The sequence below is a fragment of the Leptospira sp. WS58.C1 genome, from assembly GCF_040833995.1.
Taxonomy (GTDB): Bacteria; Spirochaetota; Leptospiria; order Leptospirales; family Leptospiraceae; genus Leptospira_B; species Leptospira_B cinconiae.
In genome coordinates this window covers 292523-318592 of sequence record NZ_CP162138.1, presented here as the reverse complement: position 1 = coordinate 318592, position 26070 = coordinate 292523, and the positions used below count along the sequence as shown (strand labels likewise).

Genomic DNA, 26070 nt, shown 5'->3' with positions numbered 1-26070 from the left:
TCGAACCGAATTTTAGTCCTGAAATATTACAATTAACGAAGGTAGCCGGAGTACATCGCTTGACACCCGGCTTTCCTACAAGGATATAGAAAGAGCGTAATCTTTATTTTAGGTCGTTTATGAACTTAGGCATCACTGAAGTTAGAAAAGGAATGGTCCTCAAGGTAGAAGGAGAACTTTATTCCGTTGTAAAAAGCGAATTCGTGAATCCGGGAAAGGGATCCGCCTTTATCCGTACAAAATTAAAGAACCTGGTCCGTAACAGTTCCATTGAAAGGACCTTCAAGGCTGCGGAAAAATTAGAATCCGTAGAATTGGAAAAAAGACAGATGACTATCTGTTACTCCGAAGGTGATGATATCATCTTCATGGACACAAACGACTTCGAACAGATTCCTGTTTCTAAAGAATACTTGGAAGATATTCTTCCGTTCTTAAAGGAAGAGACGGCTATGGAAGTTTCCTTCTACGAAGGTAAACCGATCGGAGTGACTCCTCCGAACTTTGCGATCCTGGAAGTAACGTATGCGGAAGAAGGTCTAAAAGGTGATACCTCCGGAACCGCTCTGAAAAGAGTTACCGTAGAGACCGGGGGAGAGATCAACGTACCTATTTTTATCAAACAAGGAGATTCTATCCGGATCGACTTGAGAGATCTTACCTACGTGGAAAGGGTCAATAAATAAGGAACTTGAAAGCGGCCTTACATACAAACTAGGCCGTCACTGCCGCTTGAGGGTGCGGAGCAAAAAAAGGGAAACCACCTAAAGGAGGAACAAATGGCGACAATTATCCAAAAACCGGGACTTCCGGAAATCAAAGACAATTCCGAAGTAAAATCTTTTCTGAATAAGAGAGGGATCGAGTACGATCATTGGCCGGTTCCTACTAGTTCTTATTCTCTTACGGATAAATTGACTCTCGTGGACGATGAGAAGGAAACTCTTCTCAAAAATTTGGACAGTCGTTTCGAAACCTTAAAGGAAAAAGAAGGTTATCAATCCAGGGATCTGATCGTTCTTCATCCGCAAGTCCCAGGCCTGAACGAGATGTTGGCCAAATTCGATAAAGTGCATTATCATACCGACGACGAAGTTCGTTATATTGTGGACGGTTCCGGGATTTTCGGATTCTCACTTGCGGGTGAAAAGTTTTTAGTAAAGGTGGAGAAGGACGACTTCATCTCCGTTCCAAAGAATACGAACCATTGGTTCACTTTGGACGAGAACAAAAGAATTAAGGCGGTCCGTTATTTCCAAGACATGAGCGGCTGGGTCCCGAATTACGTAGAAGAAACTACGGCCCTAGTCTGAAAAATGTCCCAAAAAAAAATCCTGACCCGCCTCGCGGAGTCGGGGGTCCTGTATCATTCCAAAGGATGGATGCCCGGAACTGCGGGCAATCTTTCCATCAAGGACGAAAAAGATCCTAACGTATTCTGGGTAAGCGGAAGCGGTTTGGATAAGAACAAACTGACCCGAAAAGATTTTCTTCCGGTAGAGATCCAATCCGGAAAAGTACTAGAAGGTTGGAAAGGTCGAGAAGGTCTGAAACCTTCCGCGGAAACTTCCATACACAGAGCAGTTTATAAAGCATTTCCGGAAATGGGATGTTCTCTTCATGTCCATACACCGGAATCTAATCTGATCGAAATAGGAGTTTCCAAAGAGAATCCGATCGAGGAACTTCCGCTTCTTCCCTTAGAGATCATTAAGGCGTTCGGTATCTGGGATGAGGATCCGAACGTATCCGTCCCTGTCCTATACAATTATCCGAATGTGCAGGATATTTCCGATCATTTGGAGAAACATCTCATCGAGGCAAAACCTAGGGTCCCCTTCTGTATTATAGAAAAACACGGGATTACCGTTTGGGGAAAGGATCTGGTCCAGGCGAATCGGCATTTAGAAGCCGCCGATTTTTTATTAAAAGTGCGGGCGATGTCCAAGTAATAGTATGGGTTCCAAGAATATCCTGGTAGTCGGGGCCGGTTCCGGGATCGGCAGATCTTTATTAGAAAAATTGAATGCAAATCCCGAATATTTTCCGATCGGGATCTCCAGGAGAGGCAGGCCCTTGGAGGAAAGTTTCGAAAGAGGAAAGAATTATAACTGCAATCTTGCTGAGCCTGATCAAATACGAAAAATTTCCTCTTTTATTTCGGAGCGTTGGGAAGAGATCCATGCGATCTATTTCGCTTCCGGAGACGGTCTATTCTTAAAAATAGAAGATCTGGAATGGGAAGATCTTCAAAAACATCTGATCCTGAATTTAAGCGCACCTATTTTACTGACTTCTAAACTTCTACCTTTATTAAAGAAGGGATCTCTACTTTGTTATCTTTCTTCCACCGCTGGGAGGCAAGGATTCTCGGGGTCTTCTCCTTATTGTGCTTCTAAACACGGTATTGCCGGCTTTGCAAAAGCGATCCGGGAAGAAGTAAAAGATCGTGGGATAAGAGTGACTACCGTGTTTGCGGGAGCGATAGACACTCCGATCTGGGACGGCAGAGAAGGATTTAAAAGAGAAGATATGATCCCTGCTTCGGATGCTGCGATCTTTTTGGAAAGTTTGTATTCTCTTCCTGCAAGTTTTAATCAGGACGAGATCCTTTTTCTTCCGCCTAAGGGTGTGTTATAAGGGCCTGTCCCAAAAGGTCCAGTCTCATGAAGCCCGTGACTTGGTTGACCGATAGCTTATACTTTGGGACGGACTATAAATTTTAAGTTTCTGCCCAACGTTCTCTGATCTCCAAAAGTTCAGGCATCAGATTCAGAAATACCGGTACAAGACCCGGATCAAAATGGGACCCGGCTCCCTTTCGTATATGATTGACTGCGTCTTCTATACTCCAGGCTTTTTTATAAGGTCTTTCTGTTGTTAGTGCGTCGAATACGTCCGCAATCGTGACTATTCTCGCTTCCACCGGAATTGTATCTCCTTTGATCCCGTTCGGATAACCGCTCCCGTCCCATTTTTCGTGATGGTTCAAAGCGATACTTTTCGCCATTTGCAAAAGTATCGAATCATGGTCTCCGATGATCTCGGCTCCGATCGTGGGGTGGGTTTTCATGATTTCCCATTCTTCCGGATCAAGTTTACCAGGTTTTTGTAATATACTATCCGGAATACCTATCTTACCGATATCATGCATAGGAGAAGCATGTAATATTTTTTCGGCGGTATCTTCCGAATAACCCAAGGCCCTTGCTAAAGTTTGGGAATAATGGCTCATTCGGATCACATGAAGTCCGGTCTCATTGTCCTTGTATTCCGCGGCGAGGCCCAATCTTTGAATGATCTGAAGTCTTGTCTCTTTTAGTTCATCGTTCCGAACCAGGGAAAGATGAGTTTTTACTCTAGCTTTTACGATGGCGGGGCTTACGGGTTTCGTAATATAATCGACGGCCCCCGCTTCGAAACCGTCCGCCTCGTCTTCTTCTTCCGCCATTGCCGTTACGAATATCACCGGTATCCTGGAGGTAGAGAACTCATTCCTGAGTTTTTTACAGGTTTCATGTCCTGTCATTCCGGGCATCATCACGTCCAAAAGGATGAGATTCGGTCTTTCGGAGATCGCAAGCTCTAAAGCCTTGATCCCGTCTTTTGCGAAAAATAGTCTATAATCTTCTTGTAATATTTGTTTGAGTACTTGTAGGTTTGCCGCTTCGTCGTCTACGACTAAAATTTTCGGTCTGTCATCGAGTAGATGGCTCATTCTATTTTCCGAGATCCGTGTCCAATCCGAGTTGGGTGCTGAATTTTTTGAGAAGAGTATAAGCCTCTTCGAATTCGAATTGTTCTATTTTAGAACTAAAAAGTTTAAAATCGGAATTTTCCACTTTTGTTCGGATCAGGTCCGAAAATTCTTCCACATATTCTTCTTCGATCGAACCTCTTTGAAAGGAGTCGGATAATTCTTTGGCGAGAATCGAAGCTCTTTCCGGATCCCATTCCACTTCTCTTTCGTTAAGATAGATTTCCGGATCGGCAATTCTTTCCGAATAACCTAATACTCTTGCGATCTCGGCAATCATTTGGTCCATTTCCACCGGCTTAGAGACGAATCCGTCCATTCCGGCGGAACTTGCCGCACTTTTATCCTCCTCAAAAACACTTGCAGTCAATGCTAAAATAGGGGTTCTAGGAACATTCCCCTGGATCTCATGCATTCGGATAACCCTAGTTGCCTGATGACCGTCCAGTCCCGGCATCTGTACGTCCATTAAGACCAGATCAAAAGAACCGGTCGTGACTTTTTTTACCGCGTCTTCTCCGTTATACGACGATTCTACCTGATGTCCTAGGTTTTGCAGAAGAAGGCTTACGAGTTCCGTATTCTTTTCCACATCGTCGACGACTAGGATCTTTAAAGGAGGAAGTCTGATCCCTATTTGGATCTTGTTTTCCTGTTTATGTTTTCCTTCTTTTAAAGGGAGAAGAACATGGAAAGTACTACCTTTCCCTAAATTGCTCTCGACCCAAATTTTCCCACCCATCAATTCCGTTAGCTGCTTACAAATTGTGGTGCCGAGTCCCGTTCCGCCAAAACGTCTAGTGGTGGAAATATCCGCCTGCGTGAAGGGTTCGAAAATTTTATCCAATCGATCCGCTTGGATCCCGATCCCGGTATCTTGGACTGCAAAATGGAGTTTCCCTGCTTCTTTAGTCACTTTTAGACTGACTTTTCCTTTGTCCGTAAATTTGACGGCGTTACCGATCAGGTTCATCAGGATCTGTCTGATCCGCAAAGAATCTCCCTTATAAAATTCAGGTAGTTCCGGATCTTGGATAACTTCGAATTCCAGATTTTTCTTTCTGGCACTGATACCCAAAGTGGATTTTAATTCCGCGACTAATTTCACAAGGGAGAAGTCAATTTCTTCCAATTCCACCGCTCCTTTTTCCAACTTCGCGGTGTTTAAGATATCATTCAAAAGTCTTAATAAAGATTTCGCGGAACTTTTGACGGTTTCCAAATGGCTCCTATGATTTTTTTCCAATTCTTCCGAAAGAAGTACTTCCGTAAATCCGAGGATCGCGTTCATGGGAGTACGGATCTCATGGCTCATATTTGCCAAAAAAGAAGTTTTAGTGATCGCCGCAAGTTCGGCTTTTTCTTTTTCTTTACGTAACGCTTCTTCGATTCTTCTTCTTTCGGTAATATCTAGAATAACTCCGTCTATAAAGATCGCTTCTCCATTTCCACCGTAAGCTCCGCAACCGTTTTCCCAAAGCCATCGGATCTCACCGCTTTGGTGGAGGATCCTGTATTCTAAAGTGAAGGCCCTTTTGCCTGAAACTGCCGCATCGACTTCGAACTCCACTCTTTTTAGATCGTCCGGATGGATAATATCTTTGAAAGATCTTATCGAGTTTGCACTTACGAAATCCTGGACCGGATATCCCGTGATTGATTCGGAAGCGTCGCTCATAAATAACATCTTCCAATCGTTATTAGGAAGACATCTGTAAGTAATGCCGGGTATATTTTCGATCAAGGAACGCACCTGTTGTTCGCTTTGTTTTAATGCGTTTTCGATCATTTTTCTTTCGCTGATATCCGTTACAAAACCTACGAATAGATCTTCCCCTGCGAATTTGCCGTGTCCTATCGCTAAACGTACTGGAAAATCGGAGCCGTCTTTTCTGATCCCGATAACTTCTCTACTACTTCCTATAATTTTAGCGAAACCGGCACTCAACATTGTTTGGGAATTTTTGTCTCTGCCGTTATAGTACGGATCCGGCATTAACTCTCTAATGTTCTTCCCGATCACTTCTTTGTTTTTATAACCGAATATCAACTCGGCGGAACGGTTGAATTCCCGAATCTTACCTTGAGAGTCCATAGTGATCACACCATCCACCGCCGTAGTGATGATGGTCCTAAGTCTGGATTCGCTTACCCGGAGATTATTCACAAGATCCCTATATCTTAAGAACCAGTTGACTGCGAATGCAAAAAGAGTGAAAGCGATCGTGATCAAAGAAATTGCAAGAGCAAGGAAAGTGGAATCGGAAGCTTGTGAAGCCAGGTTAGTATCCGCTTCTCCTATGAATCTTGCAGCGGCCATACCCGTATAGTGCATTCCGGAAATAGCAGATCCCATGGTGCAGGCCGAAATAAAAGAAGGCCAGAAAGTCCGTAATTGTAAACTCTCCAAACCGAATCGTACCCAAAGAGAGAGTATCGCAAGAACTACGGCAACCACTATGGATAACGCGAAGAACCATGGGTCATAACGTAAGAACACGCTTGTCTGCATGGCAGCCATTCCGGTATAATGCATGGCCCCTATTCCGGAACCCACAAGTAAACCGCCTAATATTAATTCTGCGCCTGAAATTTTGGGTCTATTCACGAATGACAATGCGATTGCGGAAGCAAGAATACTTGGAGCGACGGACAAAATAGTCAGGCTTTTATCATATTGAACGGTCGTACATAATTCGAAGGAAAGCATTCCGATAAAATGCATGGACCAAACACCACAACCTAATGCCAGGCTAGCAGCGGACGAAATTAAATATTTGGTAATAGGCGGAGCGGATTCCGGGACTTTCTGTCCTACGATCTGAAGAGCGATATAAGAAGCCAATATCGCCATCAAAACGGAAAGGACAACTAACCAAGGATTGTACGTAGCCGTAAGAAGTTTAGCAGAAGTATTATAGATGAAAAAATTATCTAAAAATGCGATCACAAAAACTCAAACCTCGAAGGGAAGCCCCACATAAAATATAGTATTCCCGGGAGAAGAATCGAACCAGATCCTTCCCTTATGTTTTTCCACAATACGTTTTGCAATGTCCAAACCTAAACCGGAACCTTCACCCAAAGGTTTAGTTGTAAAGAATGCATCGAATACTTGGTCTTGCACTTCCGCCGGAATCCCGGGCCCCTTGTCTTGGATGGAAACGATTACCTCATTTTCTTGTAAATAGGCGCTGATCCCGATCGAACCTTTATACGACATTGCCTGGACGGAATTCATAATCAAGTTTGTCCATAGGTGCATTAGATCATCCGGAAAACCCAAAAATTCTGGGATCCCTTCCAGATTAGTCGAAACTTCGACACCGTGTTTAAACAAATTTTGGTATAATGTCAGTACGGTATCTATATTTTCTTTAAGTGAGAATTTTCTCTTCTTATGAGACGACTCGAAATGTGCGAAACTTCTAAGTGCATATACAATTTTTGCGGAACGATCCACTGCGGTCTTGATCGTATCCACACATTGTTCCGGTCCCAAAAGATTCAAAAAGAAGGGGAGAAGTTCCCTTGCATTCGGATTTTTTAATATACTCTCGAAATTTCTCCAAGAAGAAGCTACCCCGAAATCCACAAAAAATTCCGCAGTTTCTTCCGGAAAAAGGATGTCTGCGGATTTCATCTCCGTTTTGATCTCCGCAAGAACTCTTCTTCTTTCCAGGCCGATCAGTATTTCTTTGGAAGAAACACCGACTGAGATCAGTTCTTTATAGGAATTCCAATCATCATCGGATAAAGAGGAGAGAAGAGGAAGGATAGATCTTAATTCCGTTCTGATCTTTTCCAGATAGGAAAGTATATTAAAACCTGCCGCTTGGATGGCACCGATCGGATTATTGATCTCGTGCGCTATACCTGCGGCTAGCTGACCGAGATCCGCTAACTTAGACGCCTGGATCAATTTTGCCTGGGTTTTTTTCAGATTTTGTAGAACTTCTTCCAGATCGGATTTTTGGGATTCAATGATCGCTTTTTGAGCCAAGATCTCTTTATTCGCTCTTTGTAATGTATCGATCCTGAATTCCGCTTCCTCCAGGCCAGTAGCATCGGTTCCTGTGGAAATTACGTATTGCAAAAGACCGTACCGATCCCTGACTTCCTTATGCTCCCAAAGTGTCCTCCTGGATTTTCCGTCTTTGGTCCTTAGAAGTACGCTTGTATGTTTTGGGAATCTTTTCTTTGCAAAACGTTTCTCGAAAACCTTCGCGATCGAATTTCTTTCGTCCGCAAATAGTTCCGTTTCCCAAAAAACTTTTCCTTCCAACTCCATTAGGTCGAATCCTGTGATCTGCAAACAGGCTTTATTCAATAAAATTAATTTTCCGTCGCCGTCCAAGACCAAGAAAAGAATACTAGTTGAGTCCAAAATACTCTGTAGAATGTCCCTTCTTTCGGAAAGTTTTCTTTCCGAAATTGCCCTTTGTGTCACATCCCTAAGTACGACAATTTTAAATTGAGAACCTTCCGCTTTCTGAGAACGAACGGAAACATCGTAGTATTTTCCGTGGTTTGTTCTCCATTCCGTATTGGTTTTTCTGGAAATATGGCATTCTTCCACAAGAGTGTCCAAATCCGGAAGGAATTCGGAAAGTTTCTGATCTTGTCTTAATCTGGCCGTTCCGAGAAGGTTTAAAGCGGAAACATTACAATCCAGAAGGACCCCGGAGGAATTCATTACAAAAACCGCATCTTGTATATATTCAAAAACCTGATTTCTTGCCAAAGGGATCAGATTTAATATCCTAAAATAAAAAAGACCGTACATCCAGACAAGTAATGCGAAACCGGCCGCCAAAGGAAAAATATCCAACTTCGGATGGATAAACGGTACAAAACCACCGGCGGTCATTATTTGACTTCCGAATGGAAGGGAAATGCCGATCAGGAATACCAAACATCTTATTCTATGAAATGCTCTTTGTGACCAGACACCATATAATAAAATTATAATGCAAAGTAGGAATACGGAAAGGAAATTGACTACGTATATCTGCATCCAAGGACCGTATTCATAGATCAAGGCCAGCCATGGAGCAGAGTTATCGAATCTGAGAGAAGGGCGGATCCATTCTTCTTGTCCGAACCAGACTACAAGTTCAGTGCAGATTGGAATGATTGAAAAAAGAACGATACTGATCGGATGAATAAACCTACTTAAATTGGCAATTCTCAAACATAGGAACGGAAGAGAAACGATCAGAATGTCGGGGCCTATAAATTGAAAATTGTCCCAGAAAATGATACTTGCCGGTTTGGTGCTGACAATTTCCCAAAAATATCCGAAGCTATAAAGTGTGATTCCGAGACATACGAGAATGAATTCGGGCGCTCCGGAAGTTTGTCTATTTTTGAAACCTAAACGAAAAGTGAGAATGGAAAGAAAAAGACTAAATAGAGGAAGGATCGCGTAAGGAGTCCATTTGAACCAGGATAAAGTTTGGACTTCCGTTCCCATGAAAACTAATTTCGAACGCCGCTCCTTCGGCTCAAGGAGAAAGTTTCTAGGTTTAAAATATAAGACGTTTTCGCCGGATAGATTCCTATCTTTGAAAATGAAATTTATCTCTTAAGTAAAGAAATTATAGAGTGACGGGTTTTTTCAATTATGAAAACCGACCGCGGTCCCTGCTTTTTCTCCCAAGGTAAAGAAGAAGGAGGCGCCTTCTCCCGGTTTACCTTCTGCCCAGACCGAACCCTTGTATCTGGTGACTATCCTTTGTACGATGGCAAGTCCCACACCTGTACCTTCAAATTCATCCTGTCTATGTAACCTTTGAAAAACACCGAAAAGTCTGTTATAATATTTCATATCGAAACCGGCGCCGTTGTCTTTTACGAAAAATGTTTTCCCTTTTTCCGTATCTGTGACCCCGATCTCCACCTTAGGTTTTTCTTTTTTAGCCGAATATTTTACGGCGTTCGAGATCAGATTCTGGAACACGTAAGACATCATATCCCTATCGGTAGTCACTTTAGCAAGGGGATGGACAATAATTTCCGCGTTATGATCCGTTTGGTCCTTGATCTGGCTTGCAACGGTTTGAGCGACTTCCGTGAGATCGAAGGTGGAGTCTTTTAGTTCCTTTTTCCCTACTTTAGAGAATTCTAATAAGTTATCGATCAGATTTTCCATTCTTTTTGCGGATTCGATTAACACATTCAGGAATCGGATCCCTTCAACGTCCAAAACAGAACTATGATCTTCTAAGATCATTTGAGTATAACCTTGGATGGCCCTCAAAGGCGCTCTCAAATCGTGGGAAACAGAGTAGGAGAACGCTTCTAATTCCGCATTTGCAAATTCTAATTCGAAATTTTTCTGCTCCAAAGCCTCTAAATTTTTCTTTCTATCCTCTGCGATGGTCAGAAGTGACTTCATTCTTACCATCAATTCTTCCGGATGGAAAGGTTTACACAAGTATTCGTCCGCTTTGGCTTCCCAACCTTTTAACATGGCTTCTCTGTGAGTTAATGCGGTAAGTAATACTACGGTAGTTTTGGAAATTTTAGGATCTGCTTTGATCTCTTTGCAAAGTTGTAATCCGTCCATCTCAGGCATCATCACGTCGGAAAGGACCAGATCCGGTTCCCAGAAGTATACCAACTTAAGCCCTTCTTTTCCATTCTTAGCGGATTTCACCCGGTATAACGGAGAGAGAAGGGAATAAATATAATTGGAAAGATCCTCATTGTCCTCGCAGATTAAAACTTTCGGCTTATCGGAAAAGTTGTAATCTGCTGCATTAGAGATCTCTAAACTAGAATATTGAGGAGAATGGGAGAAAATTTTGGAAGAAGTTCCCTTCTCATCCGGTTCTACTTTTTGGGCAGGAATGGTTACCTTAAATTTGCTCCCTAATCCGAGTTTGCTGGAAACCTCCACAGAACCGCCCAAAAGTTCCGAAAAATCTTTTACCATTGCGAGACCGAGTCCTGTTCCGCCAAACCTTCTGGTGGTAGAACCTTCGGCTTGTTGGAATTTTTTAAAGATGATCCTCTGGTCCGCTTCCGAGATCCCAATTCCGGAATCCTGAACGGAGAGAAAAAGTTGATCTTCCGAATACGTTACGATAACGGAGATATTCCCGTCCTTTGGCGTGAATTTTAACGCGTTTGAAAGAAGGTTAAAGACGATCCTTTCGAAAAGATAACGATCGATCAAAACATTAAGATCTGAAGAAGGTATTTCATGGTGGATCCGAATATTCTTCTCCAAAGCGCTCGGCTCGAAATCTTTCAGAATGGCTTGGATCAGGTCGCCGATATTCGTGGATTCCAATTCCACCTTCATCTTCCCCGCCTCAAATTTAGAAAAATCTAATAAACTATTCACCATTTGAAGAAGTCGTACGGAATTGTTGTGAACCGTTTCTAACATTTGGATGTTATTGGGAGAAAGACCGGATCTTTTATCTAGAAGGATGGATTCCACGGGAGCTAGGATCAAACTGAGAGGGGTCCTAAGCTCGTGGGAAACGTTCGCAAAAAATTCGTTTTTGATCCTTTCGGTTTCTCTTAGGCTTTTGTTCGCGGATTGTAATTCCTGGGAACGTCGGATGATCTCCGTTTCCATCTCTTCTGTGCGGGAACGAAGAGCCTCGGTCATCTCCGATTGTTTTTCTCCTCTTTCTTTTAGGAGAACAAACTCGGTTACATCTTCCACCTTATGGATGATGCAATGTACCTTTCCTTTTTTGTCTAAGACCGGAATATTTAAAGGACTCCAATATTTAACGGTAAAACCCCCACCTTCTTCTTCCGGAAGTTGGATATCGTATTTTTGGACTGCCATGGTGTCCGGAGCTTTCGTTTCCAAAACGCGGAGGAGGGAGCTTCGAAGATTACTTACACCGGTTGCATCCGGATCGTCCGGATTATCCGGAAAAACTTCAAAGATTCCCCTGCCTAGAATTTTATCCCTTTCAGTCAGAGTTGCTTTGAGATAGGCGTTGCTTACTGCTATAATTTTGGACTCGGGAGAAAGTACCAAATACAAGCCTGGCACAGATTCGAAAAGAAGGCGAAAATCAGGGCTTAATGAGTCAGAACGATCCATCTGGTTTGCCTAATACAGGGATACAAATTGATCTAAGAATAAACGAACTCATTTCAAAATTAAAGAATACGAAGAAAATATAATATCTATTATCCGCAAAAGATCCATTAGAATCACTCCGTTTTTAAAGAACCGAATAACTTTTGTCAGTAAAGAATTATCCTTTGAGTAATGAGGTATTAGAGAAAAATTCCGAAATTCTCCATCAAAACAGTATAAGCGAATACAAAAATGAGGTAAGTAGCCTTGTAAAATTTTTTCTAATGTTAGCTTCAATTAATTTGTCCTAAAAAAGCGTATAACGGATATTTTTCAGGTAATATTCTGGAAAATTCGGAATTTGCTGGCAATAAGTCGAAATACGAATAAAAAAGGCAAAATTTCACCAGAAACGTCAAATGAGGGCTGACGATCTCCTTTCGAATGAATTTTTTTTGTTTCAGTGTGACTGAAGGGGCGGAGCTATATCTTATAATTAAAATAATTTACTATACAAATATTTAGTATATTTCTATCCTTTCCCCTATGCCCAAACGAATCAAAATTTGGAAACACTGGGAGAATGGAAAATGTTTCTCGGTAATTTCGTTTTCGTATGACACGGAGTTATATCAAAGAATAAGAAAGGTCCTGAATTCTCGTTGGGATAATGTTCAAAGAGTCTGGAAAATTCCATTTTCCGAATCGTTTCTCTCCGAATTTATTTCGGATTATGGGGAGAGAATTGATGCTGATCCTGAAATTATATTAATCCCCCTTAAAACGGAACTACTAAGAAGAAACTACAGTAGGAAAACTTTAAGATCCTATTTTTTTTACAACAGGGCTTTATTAAAGTCCTTAGGCAAAAACCCATATATAGTAACCGAATCTGATTTAAAATCTTATCTGGACAGGATTTTATATGAGAAGAACTTAGCTTCCAATTCAATTAAATCCATTCTACAATCTTTAAAGTTTTATTATAATATCGTAATTGGTAAGAAATATTTAAAAACTTATCCATATCCAAAACGGGAGAAGCGAATTCCAGAATCTTTATCGAGATCCGAAGTTGCTAGAATGATTGAATCTGCGTCGAACCTTAAACATCGCCTTCTTCTTCGGCTTTGCTATGGGGCAGGCCTTCGTGTGAGTGAACTTGTGAAATTAAGAGGAGATGACTTAGATTGGGAGCGAAAGTCAATTCGTATCCGTCAAGGGAAAGGGCAAAAGGACCGATTCACTCTTCTTCCCACTAGTTGCAAAAATGAATTGTTGAATATACTACATAAGCAAGGAATGAGGTCTTGGATTTTTAAAGGCCAAATCCCTAACCAAAATCTAAGTGTCCGAAGCGCGGAAAAAATTTTCACTATGGCGAAGGTAAAAGCAGGAATCACTAAAGATGTCTCGATCCATGATCTTCGACATGCATTTGCGATCCACCTTCTGGAATCCGGAACTTCCATCAAGCTAATCCAAAGATTACTTGGCCACGTTTCCGTCAAAACCACTGAAATTTATGCTCGCATTGTCGACCCTATGGTTTCTAAGATAAAAAGTCCGCTGGATGAATTATGATTTACGCACCTTCGCCAATGCTCCGTTTTTGTGCCAGATGGGCGAACTAGCAGAAAGTCAGAGTTAGGCGTAATTGATGCTAAAATGGTTTCTAAAAATAGGGAATTGTATATTAGCTGCCTTTATTATAATTGTTAGCAGAGAAACTTTAATGGATTACTATCAAATTAAAATCAATGGAAGAGATTTTAAAAAGTCATATTTAATCTATATAGTAAAGTTAAAACATAAAAAATCAGATTACTATTATGTTGGTCAGACTGGTGATAGAAACCATAAAACAGCAAGGCCTGCATTTCGTAGGCTTGCTGCGCATCTTAGCGATGTGGGTAAATCGACAGAAAATCAGATATACAGGCGTATTGCTCGGCAAATCTTAAAACTTGAATTCAATGATAATGAGAAATTTAGTAACGAGTTGAAAGAAAAAGTTTCACAATTTTTAACAGACTCAGAAATAAGCATGTTTGCTTTTCCGATAAAAGAATTTAATTCTCATGTCGAGGACTCAGTTCATGTTAATAATCGAAAATATGTTGAAGATATTGAGAAAGCGTTGATTAGAAAAGTAGTGGATGAATTTACTACTGCAAATGTATTAAATATCAAGCAAGAGAAAGCTATCGGGATTTCTGATTCGCTTGATATTGCAGATAAGATATATACTACCTTTATTGCAAAGAAAGAAGGGGTTTAACCCTGTCAAAAGCATCAACTACGCCTAACTTTCGGTGCTTCCGCAGCGCTGCGGGCTTGCTACGCAACCCTTGCTTGGCCTACGGCACATTTTGCTTTGTCACTTCGTTTGCATGCGCAAACTCGCGCCAAGTGCTTCGCACTCGCAAAACGTCGGAACACCTCGGTCGTTAGGCGAAAATCGATGCAAACCTAATTTAGAATGAAAAACAAAATTATAGGACGAAAATACAAAGAATTCATAACCCCCGAATATTATAGACTCGAAATAATAGATAAGGCGTACTATGTGTTTGTAATTGCCTTAATATACTCGGCCTTGGCCTTTTGCGCACTATATTCGCTGAGCGAACGGGGATATCTTGAAAGAGAGACTAGTCTCATATTATCATTAATTTGTTGGTTCTTAATATGTGTAGGATACTGGCCTATATTTAGAGAAAGATATATTCAAATGGATAAAAATTGCATTGTGATTTCGTCGGGCATCTCATACTCTCCTGATTTACGGACTATTGACTGGGAGGACGTTGTTGAATTGTATAAGATAAGAAGTTACCATCGCGGAAAAAATTCGTCTATTATGACTTTGGAAATGTATAAATTTATTTTTCGAGACAATTCATTTGCTGAAATTCCCTATTTTGATTCAGCAAATTTAGAGTCACAATTGGTTAAGTTTTCTACTATGAATAAGATTAAGATGCAAAAAAAGACGATAAAGCCATCGATCTTCGCCTAACTGTCGGTGCTTCCGCTTCGCTTCGAGATCGCTAACGCGACTCTCGCTCGGGCTACGCCACATTTTGCTTTGTCACTCGTCTTGCAGAGCAAGTCTCGCGCCAAGTCCTTACGGACTCGCAAAACGTCGGAACACCTTGGTCGTTAGACGACAATCCTAAAAATTACTCTAAACTTAAAATGATGGAAATACTAATTGCAATTTTCGCTAGTATTGTGGCGGCATATATTTATGATTTGATTAAACCTTTGCTTTTCCAAAAAAGCATAGAATCCTTGCAAGTTAAACCAGAACTCTCTGCTGAAGGTAGAGATCTAAAAAGTCGAATCAATCCATCAACAGAACAAGGAGTAATGAAATTTACAGTCGAAAATTATGATCGACTATTGAATTTCATTGATGAAGGCAAATTTAGCGAAGAATTGAATATAACTGCTGAGGAAGTTGTATTCTTTGAAGAAAAACAGAAAAAGGTATTAGAAAATCTCAATATAACCTTTAGAAAAAATTCTCCCCCTGCGAAAATATTTATCTTACGATTGGATGGTAAAAAAGCATTTGCTAATCCTATAAAATTCGAATTCGATGATGAAACTAATGAAAAGCTGAATAGGTTATCGATATCAAATATAAAACAGCATCATCCGTTTGTATTTAGAATAATTTCGAGTGGTAAAACTGTTAACTTAAATATAGTTCCAAAATACGATAGGCAATATTCAATTTATGATCTTAAGGAATGGTATTCATTTATTCTATGTCTGGGTTCTTCAAAAGAACTCAGACTCGACGAAAAGAGCAATTCAAAAAGTTTCATTCCCATTGATTTGAAATCTGGCTCATTCGCTGAATCAGATATGACTATGGGATGCGAGGCTAATCTAAAAGCCATAAAATATATAGAATTTCTCAAAACTAAAGGCATATTCAATAATATTCATAAATTACCGATTTTCATGAAATATAAAGATCTAGTAAAGATTTTCGAGCTAAATGAATTCTTTACTAACGGCTTTGTCGAAAAGAAACATGCTACACTAACGGCCGGACTTTTTAGAAAGCAAATATTCTTTTTGCTTAAGGAAAAGAAATGCTTACAGTCCATGATGTTTGCAGACGGAGATTATTTAGCTAAAGATACTATATTTGAATCGGCTAACCTCGAAATAAGAGGATTCCAAATTGAGTTGAAGAGATTTCAAATTAGAAATAGAATTTTATTATTATTTAAATCTCTTTTCTATTTTTATAGAAAGAGTTTTCAAGTTGAGTTTATTCCATTTGATGAAACCGCTAGTATGAGAATACGCTTTACACAAGTTAAGCAAGTCTGACATAGGATCGTCGTCTAACTTACGGTGCTTCCGCAGCGCTTCGGGCTTGCTGCGCAACCCTCGCTTGGCCTTCGGCACATTTTGCTTTGTCACTCGCCTTGCAAAGCAAGTCTCGCGCCAAGTGCTTGCGCACTCGCAAAACGTCGGAACACCTTGGTCGTTATGCGCAATGGCTCCGCAAAAATATAATACCACGATTCCTTTGCAGACGGTGCGTTCTTTTTCGGGTTTGCTATCGCCTGCGGACGGGCCATTCTGCTCGTCACTAGGATCAATCCGTTGTCTCCCGACCAGCTTTCAATGGCCCGAATATTCCTCGGAGCCGTGCTTACCCATCTGTCAGATAAACTTCAAGGAACTCTCAGCAATTCCTGTTTGCCTCGCGGATATCCAGTATCTCTGGCTTTTTGCGCCAACTCGAAATGGAGAGATCCTCACTCCGTTCGAAGCTCAGTGGCCTGTGATCGCAATTTCCCATTCCAATGTGAATCCTGTATCTCCAATTCGGACTCTTGCGGAAGCAAAAAAATTGCATTGGTATCCTCTAAGTCATGAGACCCGCTCCTCCGCATTCACCGAACCCACTTCCGGCTTAAAGTTGGGTGGTCACCCGACTTTTACTCAGTCCGATGATCCATGGACCGAAAATAATTCAGATCAAGTTCTTGAACTCGATTCCGCTTACTTCTCGCCACTCGAAGTCCTCGGAGACGCGGCGGTGCTGTATCTTTTCCGCGATCCCGAAGGGGAATTCTGGACACATACTGAGAGTTGCTAGGCTTGCGGAGCCACTGCGCATAACTATCGGTGCTTCCGCTACGCTTCGAGATTGCTTACGCAACTCTCGCTCGGGCTACGCCACATTTCGCTTTGTCACTCGTCTTGCAGAGCAAGTCTCGTGCCAAGTCCTTCGGACTCGCGAAACGTCGGAACACCTTGGTCGTTAGGCGCCATAAATCAAAATATGACCTTATAGAAAAGAGTTGGTGTTAAATTGAAGGAAGGTTATTCTAAATAGAGTCGTTTAGTTTTGGTTCTCTATTCCGCTGGGTTGGAATAAACTGAACTAATTGAATTCGTATGTAAATAAGAGAGTATTCGAATTAACTTATACTATGCAGTTACATTTTTATCTAGCCCGTCACATTTTGTCCCCTTTCATCTCAACGGTTCTTACGTTAGCTTTATATTCGATAATCATATTGCTAAGTTTCGGATTTACAATATATCTAATTATTTCCATATTTTCTAGAAAAAAATATTTTACCACTTGTCCAAGATGCAGTTTTACTTACTCACCTCGAGCTTATTCAGTAAGATTTTGCCCAAAATGTGGGATGGATCTGCGAATTAAGTAATGAACCATTAGTAAACATAATTTACGGCGCCTAACTTCCGGTGCCTCCGCGCCGCTCGGGGCTTGCTTCGCAACCCGCTCGCTTGGGCTTCGCCACATTTGCTTCCGTCACTTCGTTTGCAGAGCAAACTCGTGCCGTTGCAAACGTCGGAGCACCTCGGTCGTTATATGCAATTGCCCAAATTAAACTTAATTGAGATAATTAAATGAAACATCATTTTATAGATTTTCTAGATCGAAAGGGTGGATATTGGAAAATGGTTCCCAATAGGGATCGCTATCAATATGATATTACAAATATTCAAGAAGGAGATAGAAAGGTTTCAATAATCAAATATGGGAAAGAGAATAAAGATTGGAGAAAAGTCTTTTCATTTCCTAATATCGAAGAAGTAACGCTTCATGAGCCAGATAGCGAACAGTTGGAGTCACTTTGTAAGTTACAATCTTTAAAACGGTTACGAATTTCCTTTGTAAAGCTAAAAGATCTCAACTTCCTTTCCTCGGTTAAAAAATTAGAGGAGTTAGTTCTCGAATACACTTCTGGCTTTTCGGACTTATCGCCGCTTAGTGAACTTCAGAAATTAAGATCTTTGCACTTAGAAAATCTTCGACGAGTTTCGGATTTTTCCGGGCTCAATGGGTTGAAAAAGCTAAAATATTTATATATTGATGGAACATTGGATTGGTCACAACCAATAGATGATTTTGAATTTTTAGCAGAACTTCAGGATTTGGAAGTGTTGGCATTTGGACGTATACTAAATAAATTACCTTTCCCTTCGTTACTTCCGATTGTAAAATTAAGAAAATTAAAAAGGATTAAGATCCCGAGCAATATCTTAGATGTTAGAGAATTTGCATTTATCGAAGTATGCTTTCCGAAAGTAGAGGGTGCAATAAGATCACCTTTCTCTAAGATCGCTTATTCTGATATATTTCTTCCGAAGACTGATTTTAGAGCATCACTTTCCGACGATGATATTCGTAAATATCATCCGGAGGTTCAAATTGATTATAAAGGGAAAAGAAAAATCGCTGATCCCAACTCCGAATGGTTTGAATTTTTAGGTAAAAGCGCTGGGAGAGTTAAGTGTAATAATCCGTCGTCGGTTGAAAAATGTAATGAGTATGCTGCAAAATATGAATCTTTAAAAAAGGAAGCATTAGCCATTATCCAGAAAGCTCGATAGTGCTTCTCCACTTTCTTATATTCGGGCAACTGCATATAACTGTCGGTGCTTCCGCAGCGCTTCGAGCTTGCTTCGCAACTCTCGCTTGGCCTTCGGCACATTTTGCTTTGTCACTCGTCTTGCAGAGCAAGTCTCGTGCCAAGTGCTTCGCACTCGCAAAACGTCGGAACACCTTGGTCGTTAGGCGAAACGACCGCAAAATTCTTTTTTGAAAGCAGGATTATTTAGGGACTTCGCTTCAAAAATTTTGAAAAAGCAATTTGACATTCGAATTATAATGCTATATTTTGAATAAAAATGCAGGTCTAATGAGTATGTCTAAGACAATTACATTGCGTATTGAAGATCCGATCTACGATATATTTAAGAAAGCCGCCGAAGGCGAAAGGCGTACTATTTCGAACTTTGTTGAAAATGCTGCCATTCAGTATCTTACAAATGAGTTTTATGCCTCAGATGAAGAGATGGATGAAATTCTTTCAGATAAACAGCTTATTTCATCCTTGAAAAAGGGACTGAAAGAAGTAGCTCAAGGAAAATATAAAGTTGTCCGCTGAATATAAAATAGCGGAGACCGAACAATTTCAAAGTAAACTCAAAGATCGTCAGTTTTCTCATCTTCAGAAGAAATTAACAGATTACGTCTATCCAATTCTAAAAAAGAATCCATTCTTTGGACCGAATATCAAAAAGCTGAAAGGGGAGTTTGACGGTCTTTATAGATATCGTATTGGTAAGTATCGCTTGTTTTATTTGATTAAAGACAACGAGCTATTAGTAATCTTTGTAGATATAGATCAGAGAAAAGATAGCTACAAGTAGGGGCGGTCGCATCGCCTAACTTTCGGTGCTTCCGCGGCGCTTCGAGCTTGCTTCGCAACTCTCGCTTGGGCTTCGCCACATTTGCTTCTGTCACTTCGTTTGCATTGGCAAACTCGTGCCATTGCAAACGTCGGAACACCTTGGTCGTTAGACGACAATGCTATAAATAGGAGTGTAAGATGAAAAATAAATTAAGCGCTTTTTTGGATGATGAAACAGAGCTTATAATGTCTCGGTTAGGAATTCTTGGAAAATTTAGAAACAGAGAATTGAAATGTAAGTTTTGCAAGTCGGTCATTACTGAACAGAATTTACATTCAATTTTTCCCGAGTCAGGAGAGATTAAGTTAGTTTGCGATTCGTTAGAATGCATTGACCAGTTTCATAGACAATTGGAGAAAAAGAAGTATGGTTGACCTGATAATTCTATATTTAATTTTCAGTTCTTTCTCAACATTAAGTTTATTTATTATAATATATCAAATTGTTAAAAATCCAGATATAGTCGAAAAATGGGCTTCTCTAATATATAAGCTCTTCACACAAATTGGAATATTTGCTGGTTGGGCTAGGAAACGTTATATTCAACGCGATATTCAATCGAGAATTAATATTTTTGTTAGAAGAATTGTTGCTTCGATCCCGCAGATGGAATTTAAAAAATGTAGAATCGATTGGGTTGATTTGGATAAAATTGATAAGAAAACATTTTTAGAAAACGATCAAGTAATCATTAGATTAAGTAACAAAGCGGAAGACAATGAAAATTTTGTTCATGCCACGTATCACTTTGTGTCCACTTCATTGCTAATGAAAGCGAAAAGATACATTTCGCCATCGCAACGTGAGTCGCTAGACTTGTTTGTTACAGGTAAAATTATAGAGGAAGAGAAAATAGCCGTAAGAGATTACTACTTAGAAAATTATGCATTTCCAAACTTTTTAAAAGCTTCCGGTAAAATTAAAGAATATTATGAAAAATACCAAATTATTGAAGAGTTGGGGCATTTTTATACGATACTGCTGAATGAGTTGGACTTGATCGGCGGAAAAGTCTATGGGAAAGTTAAAGACGCTTCGCTAATAGTTGAAGTTGATCAATTAATTGAATTTCTCTTGGAGCTTGCTGACAAGAAAGTGGGTGAAGATAAAAATTTAAATTTTCAAAGACCTAATTCAAATTTAGCAGTCGTGATTGTTGGGAAAAATATAAAAGTCCATGAAACGCCAGAAGTTTACGAAAGGTACATTAACGGTAAAATTCTTCCGAACAACTTCAATAGCATTTATTTAGTAGGCTCATTTATTAATAAAAATCTAATTGAGCAATTGTCAGCTCGATGTTTGGGTTCTTACGAAATATTATTGAGAAAGAAGCATCCAGTAAAGCTAAAGTATAGAGATGGTAGTGATGAATATCATGATACCTATACGATGGTGCTAAGAAAACGAGGAAATGGTATCCATGGCTAATTGATAGCATCGTCGTCTAACTTTCGGTGCTTCCGCAGCGCTGCGGGCTTGCTTCGCAACCCTTGCTTGGGCTTCGCCACATTCGCGTCCGTCACTTCGTTTGCATGGGCAAACTCGTGCCGTTGCGAACGTCGGAACACCTTGGTCGTTATCTGCCATGCCGCGCCCCTCATTATAGCGCCTGCCGTCCGTGGCAGGCTTAATATAGCGTTTATTCTATATTTAAGAGTTGCCTTTTTACTATTAACTTGAATGCTAATTATATGTTAAGTTTATTTGCAAAAATAATTTTCGTTTTAACATCTTTAGCACCCGTATTAGTTTCTTTTGGAGTATCCCAGAAGATGTCTCCTTTTGAGAAGTTAACTTTGATTTCGTCCGCGGTCTTATTATTTTTCATAGCTTGGATTACGTTAGTTTACATTCAGGCAAACGGCGAAATTGAACCTATTAATATCGAGTCGTTAAAGAACGCAGATCAAGAGGTGCTTGCCTTTTTGGTTACATATTTGGTTCCTTTCCTTGCAAGCGTTGAATTTTCAAATGCGCTCATCATTTATTTAATAATTTTTGTCGCTATTTTTAATAGCAATTCATACCATTTCAACCCGCTTCTAGGAATAATTGGATATCACTTTTATCAAATTGAAACAAATACAAAAGTCTCTTATATATTGATTACCAAAAGAAAAATTAGAAATATGAAATCTATCAATAAAGTTGTCCATATTACGGATTACTTGGTTATGGATAAGGAAGAAAAATGACAAAGGCCATAACACAGTTTTATTGTTCTATTATTTTAGATGGACAATTGACTTATCGTCATGTGAGTTTAGATCAAAATTTACAAAGTGAACTTGGGCTTATCTTCGAAAAACAGATAAACGAATTCATGAATTATGACGAGGAATTTTTATACGATGGTCGTTACAAAGTAGATGCTAACGAAGTATTATATATAGATGATTTTACTTTGCCTCAGGAAATATCCGATGTAATGGGAGGCCAGATTAAAATTGACGATCTTACTGCTAATGATTTGGAATTGGGAAAAGTGAAATCCCTATTCGGTATTAAATTGATTAGTTCGAAAGAATCTGTGATTGGGTTTCAAGGGTTAACAGGAAATAATGTGATAAGCCGTGATCGGTTAAATATTCTTCTTTCCGGGCGGACTTTTCAGAAAATAAATACTCCGGGAATAACATTAAACGATTTTGTGTCTGCTGTTTATAAAAAAGGGAGATTCTATTTTAAATCTTTTGTCGTTGCTAAGAGATTTATAGATTTAGATAGTTATTTGAAGGAAGCTTCCGATGAAGAAATCAAAGATTTTTTGAAAACTAGCCCTATTAATCTAGAGGACCCTACTCACTTTGAAGAAATCAAAGACGAATGGATAAGAAAGAAAATCTATTTAATCCATACGAGTAATATATTTGATGCTGTTCCGATAAAAGACATGAAGAAAAGAGCAAAACAAATCAATCTCGTTTTAAAGACCAACCTTGTCGGTGGTAAAGAAAAAATTGAATTTCCATCTGATAAAAAATCGCTAAAAGATTTATTAAGATTTTTAGACGATGATATTCTTGATTCACTTTTGACTGGCAAAATATACGTGGCTAATTCAAAGCGTGTCTTTAAATGAAGAAAAATTGCAGGTATTTCTTTCTGAATGTAATAAGCTTCAATGTACATATACTAATTCTATTGCTCTTATCGAAACAGGTTTATCTTCCAGGTAGTGTTAATTTAAGTTTTGTTAGAAAGCAAATATGATAGCATAATGCATTGTAATGGCTGACATTTTTGACAATGAAACTCGATCTAGAGTTATGTCGAAGATCAGGGGAAAAGGAAATAAGACAACTGAGTTAGGCTTAATTGTACTTCTAAAGAAGAATCGGTTAAAAGGTTGGAGGCGTAATTCAAAACTTCCAGGTAGGCCAGATATTATTTTCCCTAAACAAAAAGTTGCGATTTTTGCTGACGGATGTTTTTGGCATGGTCACAATTGTAGGAACGTTATTCCAAAATCGAATATTATATTCTGGACACGAAAACTTTCGCAGAATAAAGCTAGAGATTTAAGGCAATCGAGAAAGCTTAGAATGAGAGGTTGGTCTGTTTTTCGAATTTGGGAATGTAAAATAAAGAAGGGCCAACTCCCTTCTAAATTAATACTTAAATTAAAAATCTTAAAGTAAAGTAAGAAGAATGAAGCGTATAGCTATTGATGTGTTTGGGGGATGCGGCGGCTTAAGCCAGGGGATTAAGAATGCTGGTTTTGAGGTTATTGCATCGATTGAAAAACTAGAATCTGCTAGAAAAGTTTACAAAATAAATCACCCTGAAGTGCTACTTTTTGAAGATATTCGAAAGATAAAGGGTGTTGATATATTAAGATCACTTAAAATTAAGAAAGGCGATTTAGACCTTCTTGCTGGCTGTCCTCCATGCCAAGGTTTTTCTTCAATGAGAACGAAGAATAGGAAAAACCCAGTAGAAGATGAAAGGAATGACTTAATTTTAGATTTCTTACGTTTGGCTAAGGATTTTGAACCAAAAACAATTTTAATTGAAAATGTTCCAGGCTTGTTGCTTGACCCACGTCTTGAAAAGGTTAAAAAAGAATTAAAAAGATTAGGCTATTATATATGCGACGGAGTCTTGAATGCCTCGCATTTTGGAGTACCTCAACGTCGTCGCCGAATGATTTTAATGGCCTCTAAGTTTGCTCCAATTGCACTTCCAGAACCCAAGCAAATAAACATAGTTACTGTTCGTAAAGCAATTGGTAAATTAAAGCCTCCAAAGTTATCAAAAAATCCGCTTCATAACTTATACGCGCAAATTTCACCAGAAGTAATGAAGAAAATCAAAAAAATTCCAAAGGACGGAGGTAGCCGAAGCCACTTAGCCTTAACTGACCAATTACCTTGTCATGCAAAATTGATTAAAAAAAATGTAACAGGCTTTAATGATGTGTATGGGAGATTGTCTTGGGACAAAGAAAGTTCAACCATAACTAGGTTTAGCACAAATCCTTCAAAGGGTAGATTTCTGCATCCGGTGCAAGATCGAGGATTAACTATTTATGAAGCTGCAATTTTACAAAGTTTCCCAAAGAGTTATAAATTTCCAATCGAACTTGGAATCATGAAACTTGCCTCAATGATCGGCGAGGCTTTACCTCCTCTCTTTGCAAAAGCTCAAGCTAGGCATTTACACCAGCATCTGATTAAACACAATGGAAAATAAAAACATTATTTGTTTAGATTGGAATAAGATCCTAAGTAATGCTAATTATCGTAAGATAATAGATAAAGGGGGCCTACCCTTAGGAAAGAAACTTGGATTTATCTCAACTGACTGCGAGTTTACTCTTTTTATCAAAGATAGCAAAGGTAAAATCGTCGAAACTGAAACCGAATCTATTCAACAAGCATCCGGAATATTTTTTATAAAAGGAAAAGAAATACTATCATCTCTCCTGGAATTACATACTATCGGATTTTTATATTTATTTATTGTCGGTTCAACGAATAAAGTCAGAGTAAATATCCATTGGGATCATCCCGGGCAAAGTAAATTTTCTAAAATAGAGGCTGAGGTCCCAACTTTTAGAGCTATCTCGTTCGGCCTCCCTCCAATTGAAACCGAATTAATCGATTCTCAAGAAATTATTGGTTTGTTGTCGGAGATATTTAAAGAAGAATCTCCAGACTTATATAAGCCATTTTCTGATACTTTCTTAAAGTCTCCGCATGTGCTAACTAATTTGTTTGGTCAAGTTTTATCTATTAGTAGTCGGGACCAAATTGACTTCATTTCAAACTTACGCTATATAGCTGATGAGCTAAGAAATTTACTTATTGAGGCTAATTTACTAAAAAAATCCAAAAAAGACCATAGGTCGACTTGGGATCAATTTTTTCAAAATGAAATTGCCTACTTAGATGGCGGGATGTCTCGGGTAAGCGGTCTTCCCTCAGTAGAACCAAATGCAGTAAGAGTTGGAGTATATTCCGTAAAACCAGGAGTTCGCGAACTTTCGGATCGAGAATCGTGGTACAACCAATCTTTTGTGGTTAGTGATGTCATGACGGAAAGATATAGGGACAATGACCCTTATAGTAAAGAGCCCGATGATAGAAGAGTCCGTGAAGCTGCTCGATACATATTAGAGTTGCTTATGGCTTTCTATTATCCAAAAATCCGTATCAATACAAAGTATTTATTCATTCATGGCCCCTTAGTTAATAGTTTTCAAATGTACGATGAAGGGGAACCACATTTTATTCCGGGTGTAAGTCCGGATATTTTAAGTAAATTCGGCATTAATAAATCGAATATACAAAATAGAGTCGATGATATTCCTAAAGAACAACTTTGGAACCAAGCAATTGCGGTCTATACATTTCTATGTTTGTCAATATTCGAATGTGATTCGAAAATTATAGGTGTAGTGGAAAGAACAGGGTCTTCCAGATTTACTCAAACCATATTAGCTAAATTAAGAAAAGAAGAATATTTAACTGATCGAACATATCGGAAATTTATTTCCAAAATTGAACGTTTCAGAATGCAAGATGAATATCTGTTCGGATGTATTTTAGATGAAGGAGAGTGGATCGAACCGACGGAATTTAGTAAGAATAAAGATAGTAGAGCAAGAAGTCATTGGAATTCAGTAGTCGATCAAATCCCGTCTCCATGGACGACAATGATCAAGACTTCCAGATTTAAGTTTCCTTTTCGTGTTGAAATGAACGTGGCTGCAAAACGTGACATCGAGGATATTGCAAAGCTACTTTATCATACCTCGCTGTTGCTTCCGAATTATGCGTTTCCAGTCGGGTTAGATATAGTTGATAAATATGTGAAAATACCAGATTGGCTTTCTAAAGGAATATCCACTTCGTTAAGTTCTCAGTTGTTGATGAAAGCAATGCGTACGGGAAATCCAAGATTAATTGAACAAACCAGACAGCGACTTTCACGGAATCCGCGGGATTTTTTCTTTAGACCAACTTCTCAATAATATAGG

22 protein-coding genes are annotated in these 26070 nt (G+C 39.4%); 17 read left to right on the top strand and 5 right to left on the bottom strand.

Annotated features, from left to right (window positions below; all coding sequences use genetic code 11):
* Positions 1 to 119: 119 nt before the first annotated feature.
* The 4 genes from efp (at position 120) to AB3N61_RS18715 (ending at position 2640) form a co-directional block, all read left to right on the top strand.
* Entirely contained in the window at positions 120 to 686 is a 567-nt protein-coding gene (efp, locus tag AB3N61_RS18730; RefSeq protein ID WP_008589168.1) for an elongation factor P, read from the top strand.
* Between the two features lie 93 nt (positions 687 to 779).
* Positions 780 to 1313, top strand: a complete 534-nt coding sequence (locus tag AB3N61_RS18725) for a 1,2-dihydroxy-3-keto-5-methylthiopentene dioxygenase (RefSeq protein WP_367899229.1) — start codon at positions 780 to 782, stop codon at positions 1311 to 1313.
* 3 nt (positions 1314 to 1316) lie between these two features.
* Entirely contained in the window at positions 1317 to 1952 is a 636-nt protein-coding gene (gene mtnB / locus AB3N61_RS18720) for a methylthioribulose 1-phosphate dehydratase (protein WP_367899228.1), read from the top strand.
* A 4-nt stretch (positions 1953 to 1956) separates the two neighbouring features.
* Positions 1957 to 2640: an SDR family NAD(P)-dependent oxidoreductase gene (locus tag AB3N61_RS18715; protein ID WP_020770168.1), complete on the top strand. Its 684-nt coding sequence runs from the start codon at positions 1957 to 1959 to the stop codon at positions 2638 to 2640.
* An 82-nt stretch (positions 2641 to 2722) separates the two neighbouring features.
* Here the strand turns inward: AB3N61_RS18715 and AB3N61_RS18710 are convergent, their stop codons facing one another.
* The 4 genes from AB3N61_RS18710 to AB3N61_RS18695 form a co-directional block, all read right to left on the bottom strand.
* Positions 2723 to 3718 carry an HD domain-containing phosphohydrolase gene (locus AB3N61_RS18710; protein WP_020770004.1) on the bottom strand — a complete coding sequence of 332 codons (996 nt, stop codon included), beginning with the start codon at positions 3716 to 3718 and terminating at the stop codon, positions 2723 to 2725.
* 1 nt (position 3719) lies between these two features.
* On the bottom strand, positions 3720 to 6707 hold the full coding sequence (locus tag AB3N61_RS18705) for an MHYT domain-containing protein (RefSeq protein ID WP_367899227.1): 2988 nt from the start codon (positions 6705 to 6707) through the stop codon (positions 3720 to 3722).
* 6 nt (positions 6708 to 6713) lie between these two features.
* On the bottom strand, positions 6714 to 9233 hold the full coding sequence (locus AB3N61_RS18700; protein WP_367899226.1) for a histidine kinase N-terminal 7TM domain-containing protein: 2520 nt from the start codon (positions 9231 to 9233) through the stop codon (positions 6714 to 6716).
* Positions 9234 to 9377: 144 nt separating this feature from the next.
* The gene (locus tag AB3N61_RS18695) at positions 9378 to 11834 is read right to left on the bottom strand and encodes an ATP-binding protein (protein WP_367899225.1); all 2457 of its coding nucleotides are present in this window, start codon (positions 11832 to 11834) and stop codon (positions 9378 to 9380) included.
* A gap of 525 nt (positions 11835 to 12359) precedes the next feature.
* Between AB3N61_RS18695 and AB3N61_RS18690 the strand changes: the two genes are divergently transcribed.
* The 7 genes from AB3N61_RS18690 (at position 12360) to AB3N61_RS18660 (ending at position 19541) form a co-directional block, all read left to right on the top strand.
* Positions 12360 to 13397: a tyrosine-type recombinase/integrase gene (locus tag AB3N61_RS18690; RefSeq protein ID WP_367899224.1), complete on the top strand. Its 1038-nt coding sequence runs from the start codon at positions 12360 to 12362 to the stop codon at positions 13395 to 13397.
* 151 nt (positions 13398 to 13548) lie between these two features.
* On the top strand, positions 13549 to 14094 hold the full coding sequence (locus AB3N61_RS18685) for a hypothetical protein (protein WP_367899223.1): 546 nt from the start codon (positions 13549 to 13551) through the stop codon (positions 14092 to 14094).
* 920 nt (positions 14095 to 15014) lie between these two features.
* The gene (locus tag AB3N61_RS18680) at positions 15015 to 16169 is read left to right on the top strand and encodes a hypothetical protein (protein WP_367899222.1); all 1155 of its coding nucleotides are present in this window, start codon (positions 15015 to 15017) and stop codon (positions 16167 to 16169) included.
* A 460-nt stretch (positions 16170 to 16629) separates the two neighbouring features.
* Positions 16630 to 16947: a hypothetical protein gene (locus tag AB3N61_RS18675; RefSeq protein ID WP_157186930.1), complete on the top strand. Its 318-nt coding sequence runs from the start codon at positions 16630 to 16632 to the stop codon at positions 16945 to 16947.
* 785 nt (positions 16948 to 17732) lie between these two features.
* Positions 17733 to 18719, top strand: a complete 987-nt coding sequence (locus AB3N61_RS18670) for a leucine-rich repeat domain-containing protein (protein WP_367899221.1) — start codon at positions 17733 to 17735, stop codon at positions 18717 to 18719.
* 314 nt (positions 18720 to 19033) lie between these two features.
* On the top strand, positions 19034 to 19276 hold the full coding sequence (locus AB3N61_RS18665) for a CopG family transcriptional regulator (RefSeq protein ID WP_036090277.1): 243 nt from the start codon (positions 19034 to 19036) through the stop codon (positions 19274 to 19276).
* Entirely contained in the window at positions 19266 to 19541 is a 276-nt protein-coding gene (locus tag AB3N61_RS18660) for a type II toxin-antitoxin system RelE family toxin (RefSeq protein ID WP_367899220.1), read from the top strand. The genes AB3N61_RS18665 and AB3N61_RS18660 overlap by 11 nt, the downstream gene beginning before the upstream one ends.
* Here AB3N61_RS18660 and AB3N61_RS18655 read toward each other — a convergent pair.
* On the bottom strand, positions 19532 to 19663 hold the full coding sequence (locus tag AB3N61_RS18655) for a TraY domain-containing protein (protein WP_367899219.1): 132 nt from the start codon (positions 19661 to 19663) through the stop codon (positions 19532 to 19534). The genes AB3N61_RS18660 and AB3N61_RS18655 overlap by 10 nt on opposite strands.
* A gap of 286 nt (positions 19664 to 19949) precedes the next feature.
* Here AB3N61_RS18655 and AB3N61_RS18650 point away from each other — a divergent pair, with 286 nt between their 5' ends.
* The 6 genes from AB3N61_RS18650 (at position 19950) to AB3N61_RS18625 (ending at position 26064) form a co-directional block, all read left to right on the top strand.
* Entirely contained in the window at positions 19950 to 21014 is a 1065-nt protein-coding gene (locus AB3N61_RS18650) for a hypothetical protein (RefSeq protein WP_020769423.1), read from the top strand.
* A gap of 263 nt (positions 21015 to 21277) precedes the next feature.
* The gene (locus AB3N61_RS18645; protein ID WP_367899218.1) at positions 21278 to 21781 is read left to right on the top strand and encodes a hypothetical protein; all 504 of its coding nucleotides are present in this window, start codon (positions 21278 to 21280) and stop codon (positions 21779 to 21781) included.
* Positions 21778 to 22668, top strand: coding sequence for a Kiwa anti-phage protein KwaB-like domain-containing protein (locus AB3N61_RS18640; protein ID WP_367899217.1), 891 nt, complete (start codon positions 21778 to 21780; stop codon positions 22666 to 22668). The genes AB3N61_RS18645 and AB3N61_RS18640 overlap by 4 nt, the downstream gene beginning before the upstream one ends.
* A gap of 148 nt (positions 22669 to 22816) precedes the next feature.
* A complete protein-coding gene (locus tag AB3N61_RS18635; RefSeq protein WP_367899216.1) occupies positions 22817 to 23227 on the top strand; it encodes a very short patch repair endonuclease in 411 nt (136 codons plus the stop codon).
* 10 nt (positions 23228 to 23237) lie between these two features.
* A complete protein-coding gene (locus AB3N61_RS18630; RefSeq protein WP_367899215.1) occupies positions 23238 to 24281 on the top strand; it encodes a DNA cytosine methyltransferase in 1044 nt (347 codons plus the stop codon).
* Positions 24271 to 26064, top strand: a complete 1794-nt coding sequence (locus tag AB3N61_RS18625) for a DNA double-strand break repair nuclease NurA (protein WP_367899214.1) — start codon at positions 24271 to 24273, stop codon at positions 26062 to 26064. The genes AB3N61_RS18630 and AB3N61_RS18625 overlap by 11 nt, the downstream gene beginning before the upstream one ends.
* Positions 26065 to 26070 lie beyond the last annotated feature (6 nt).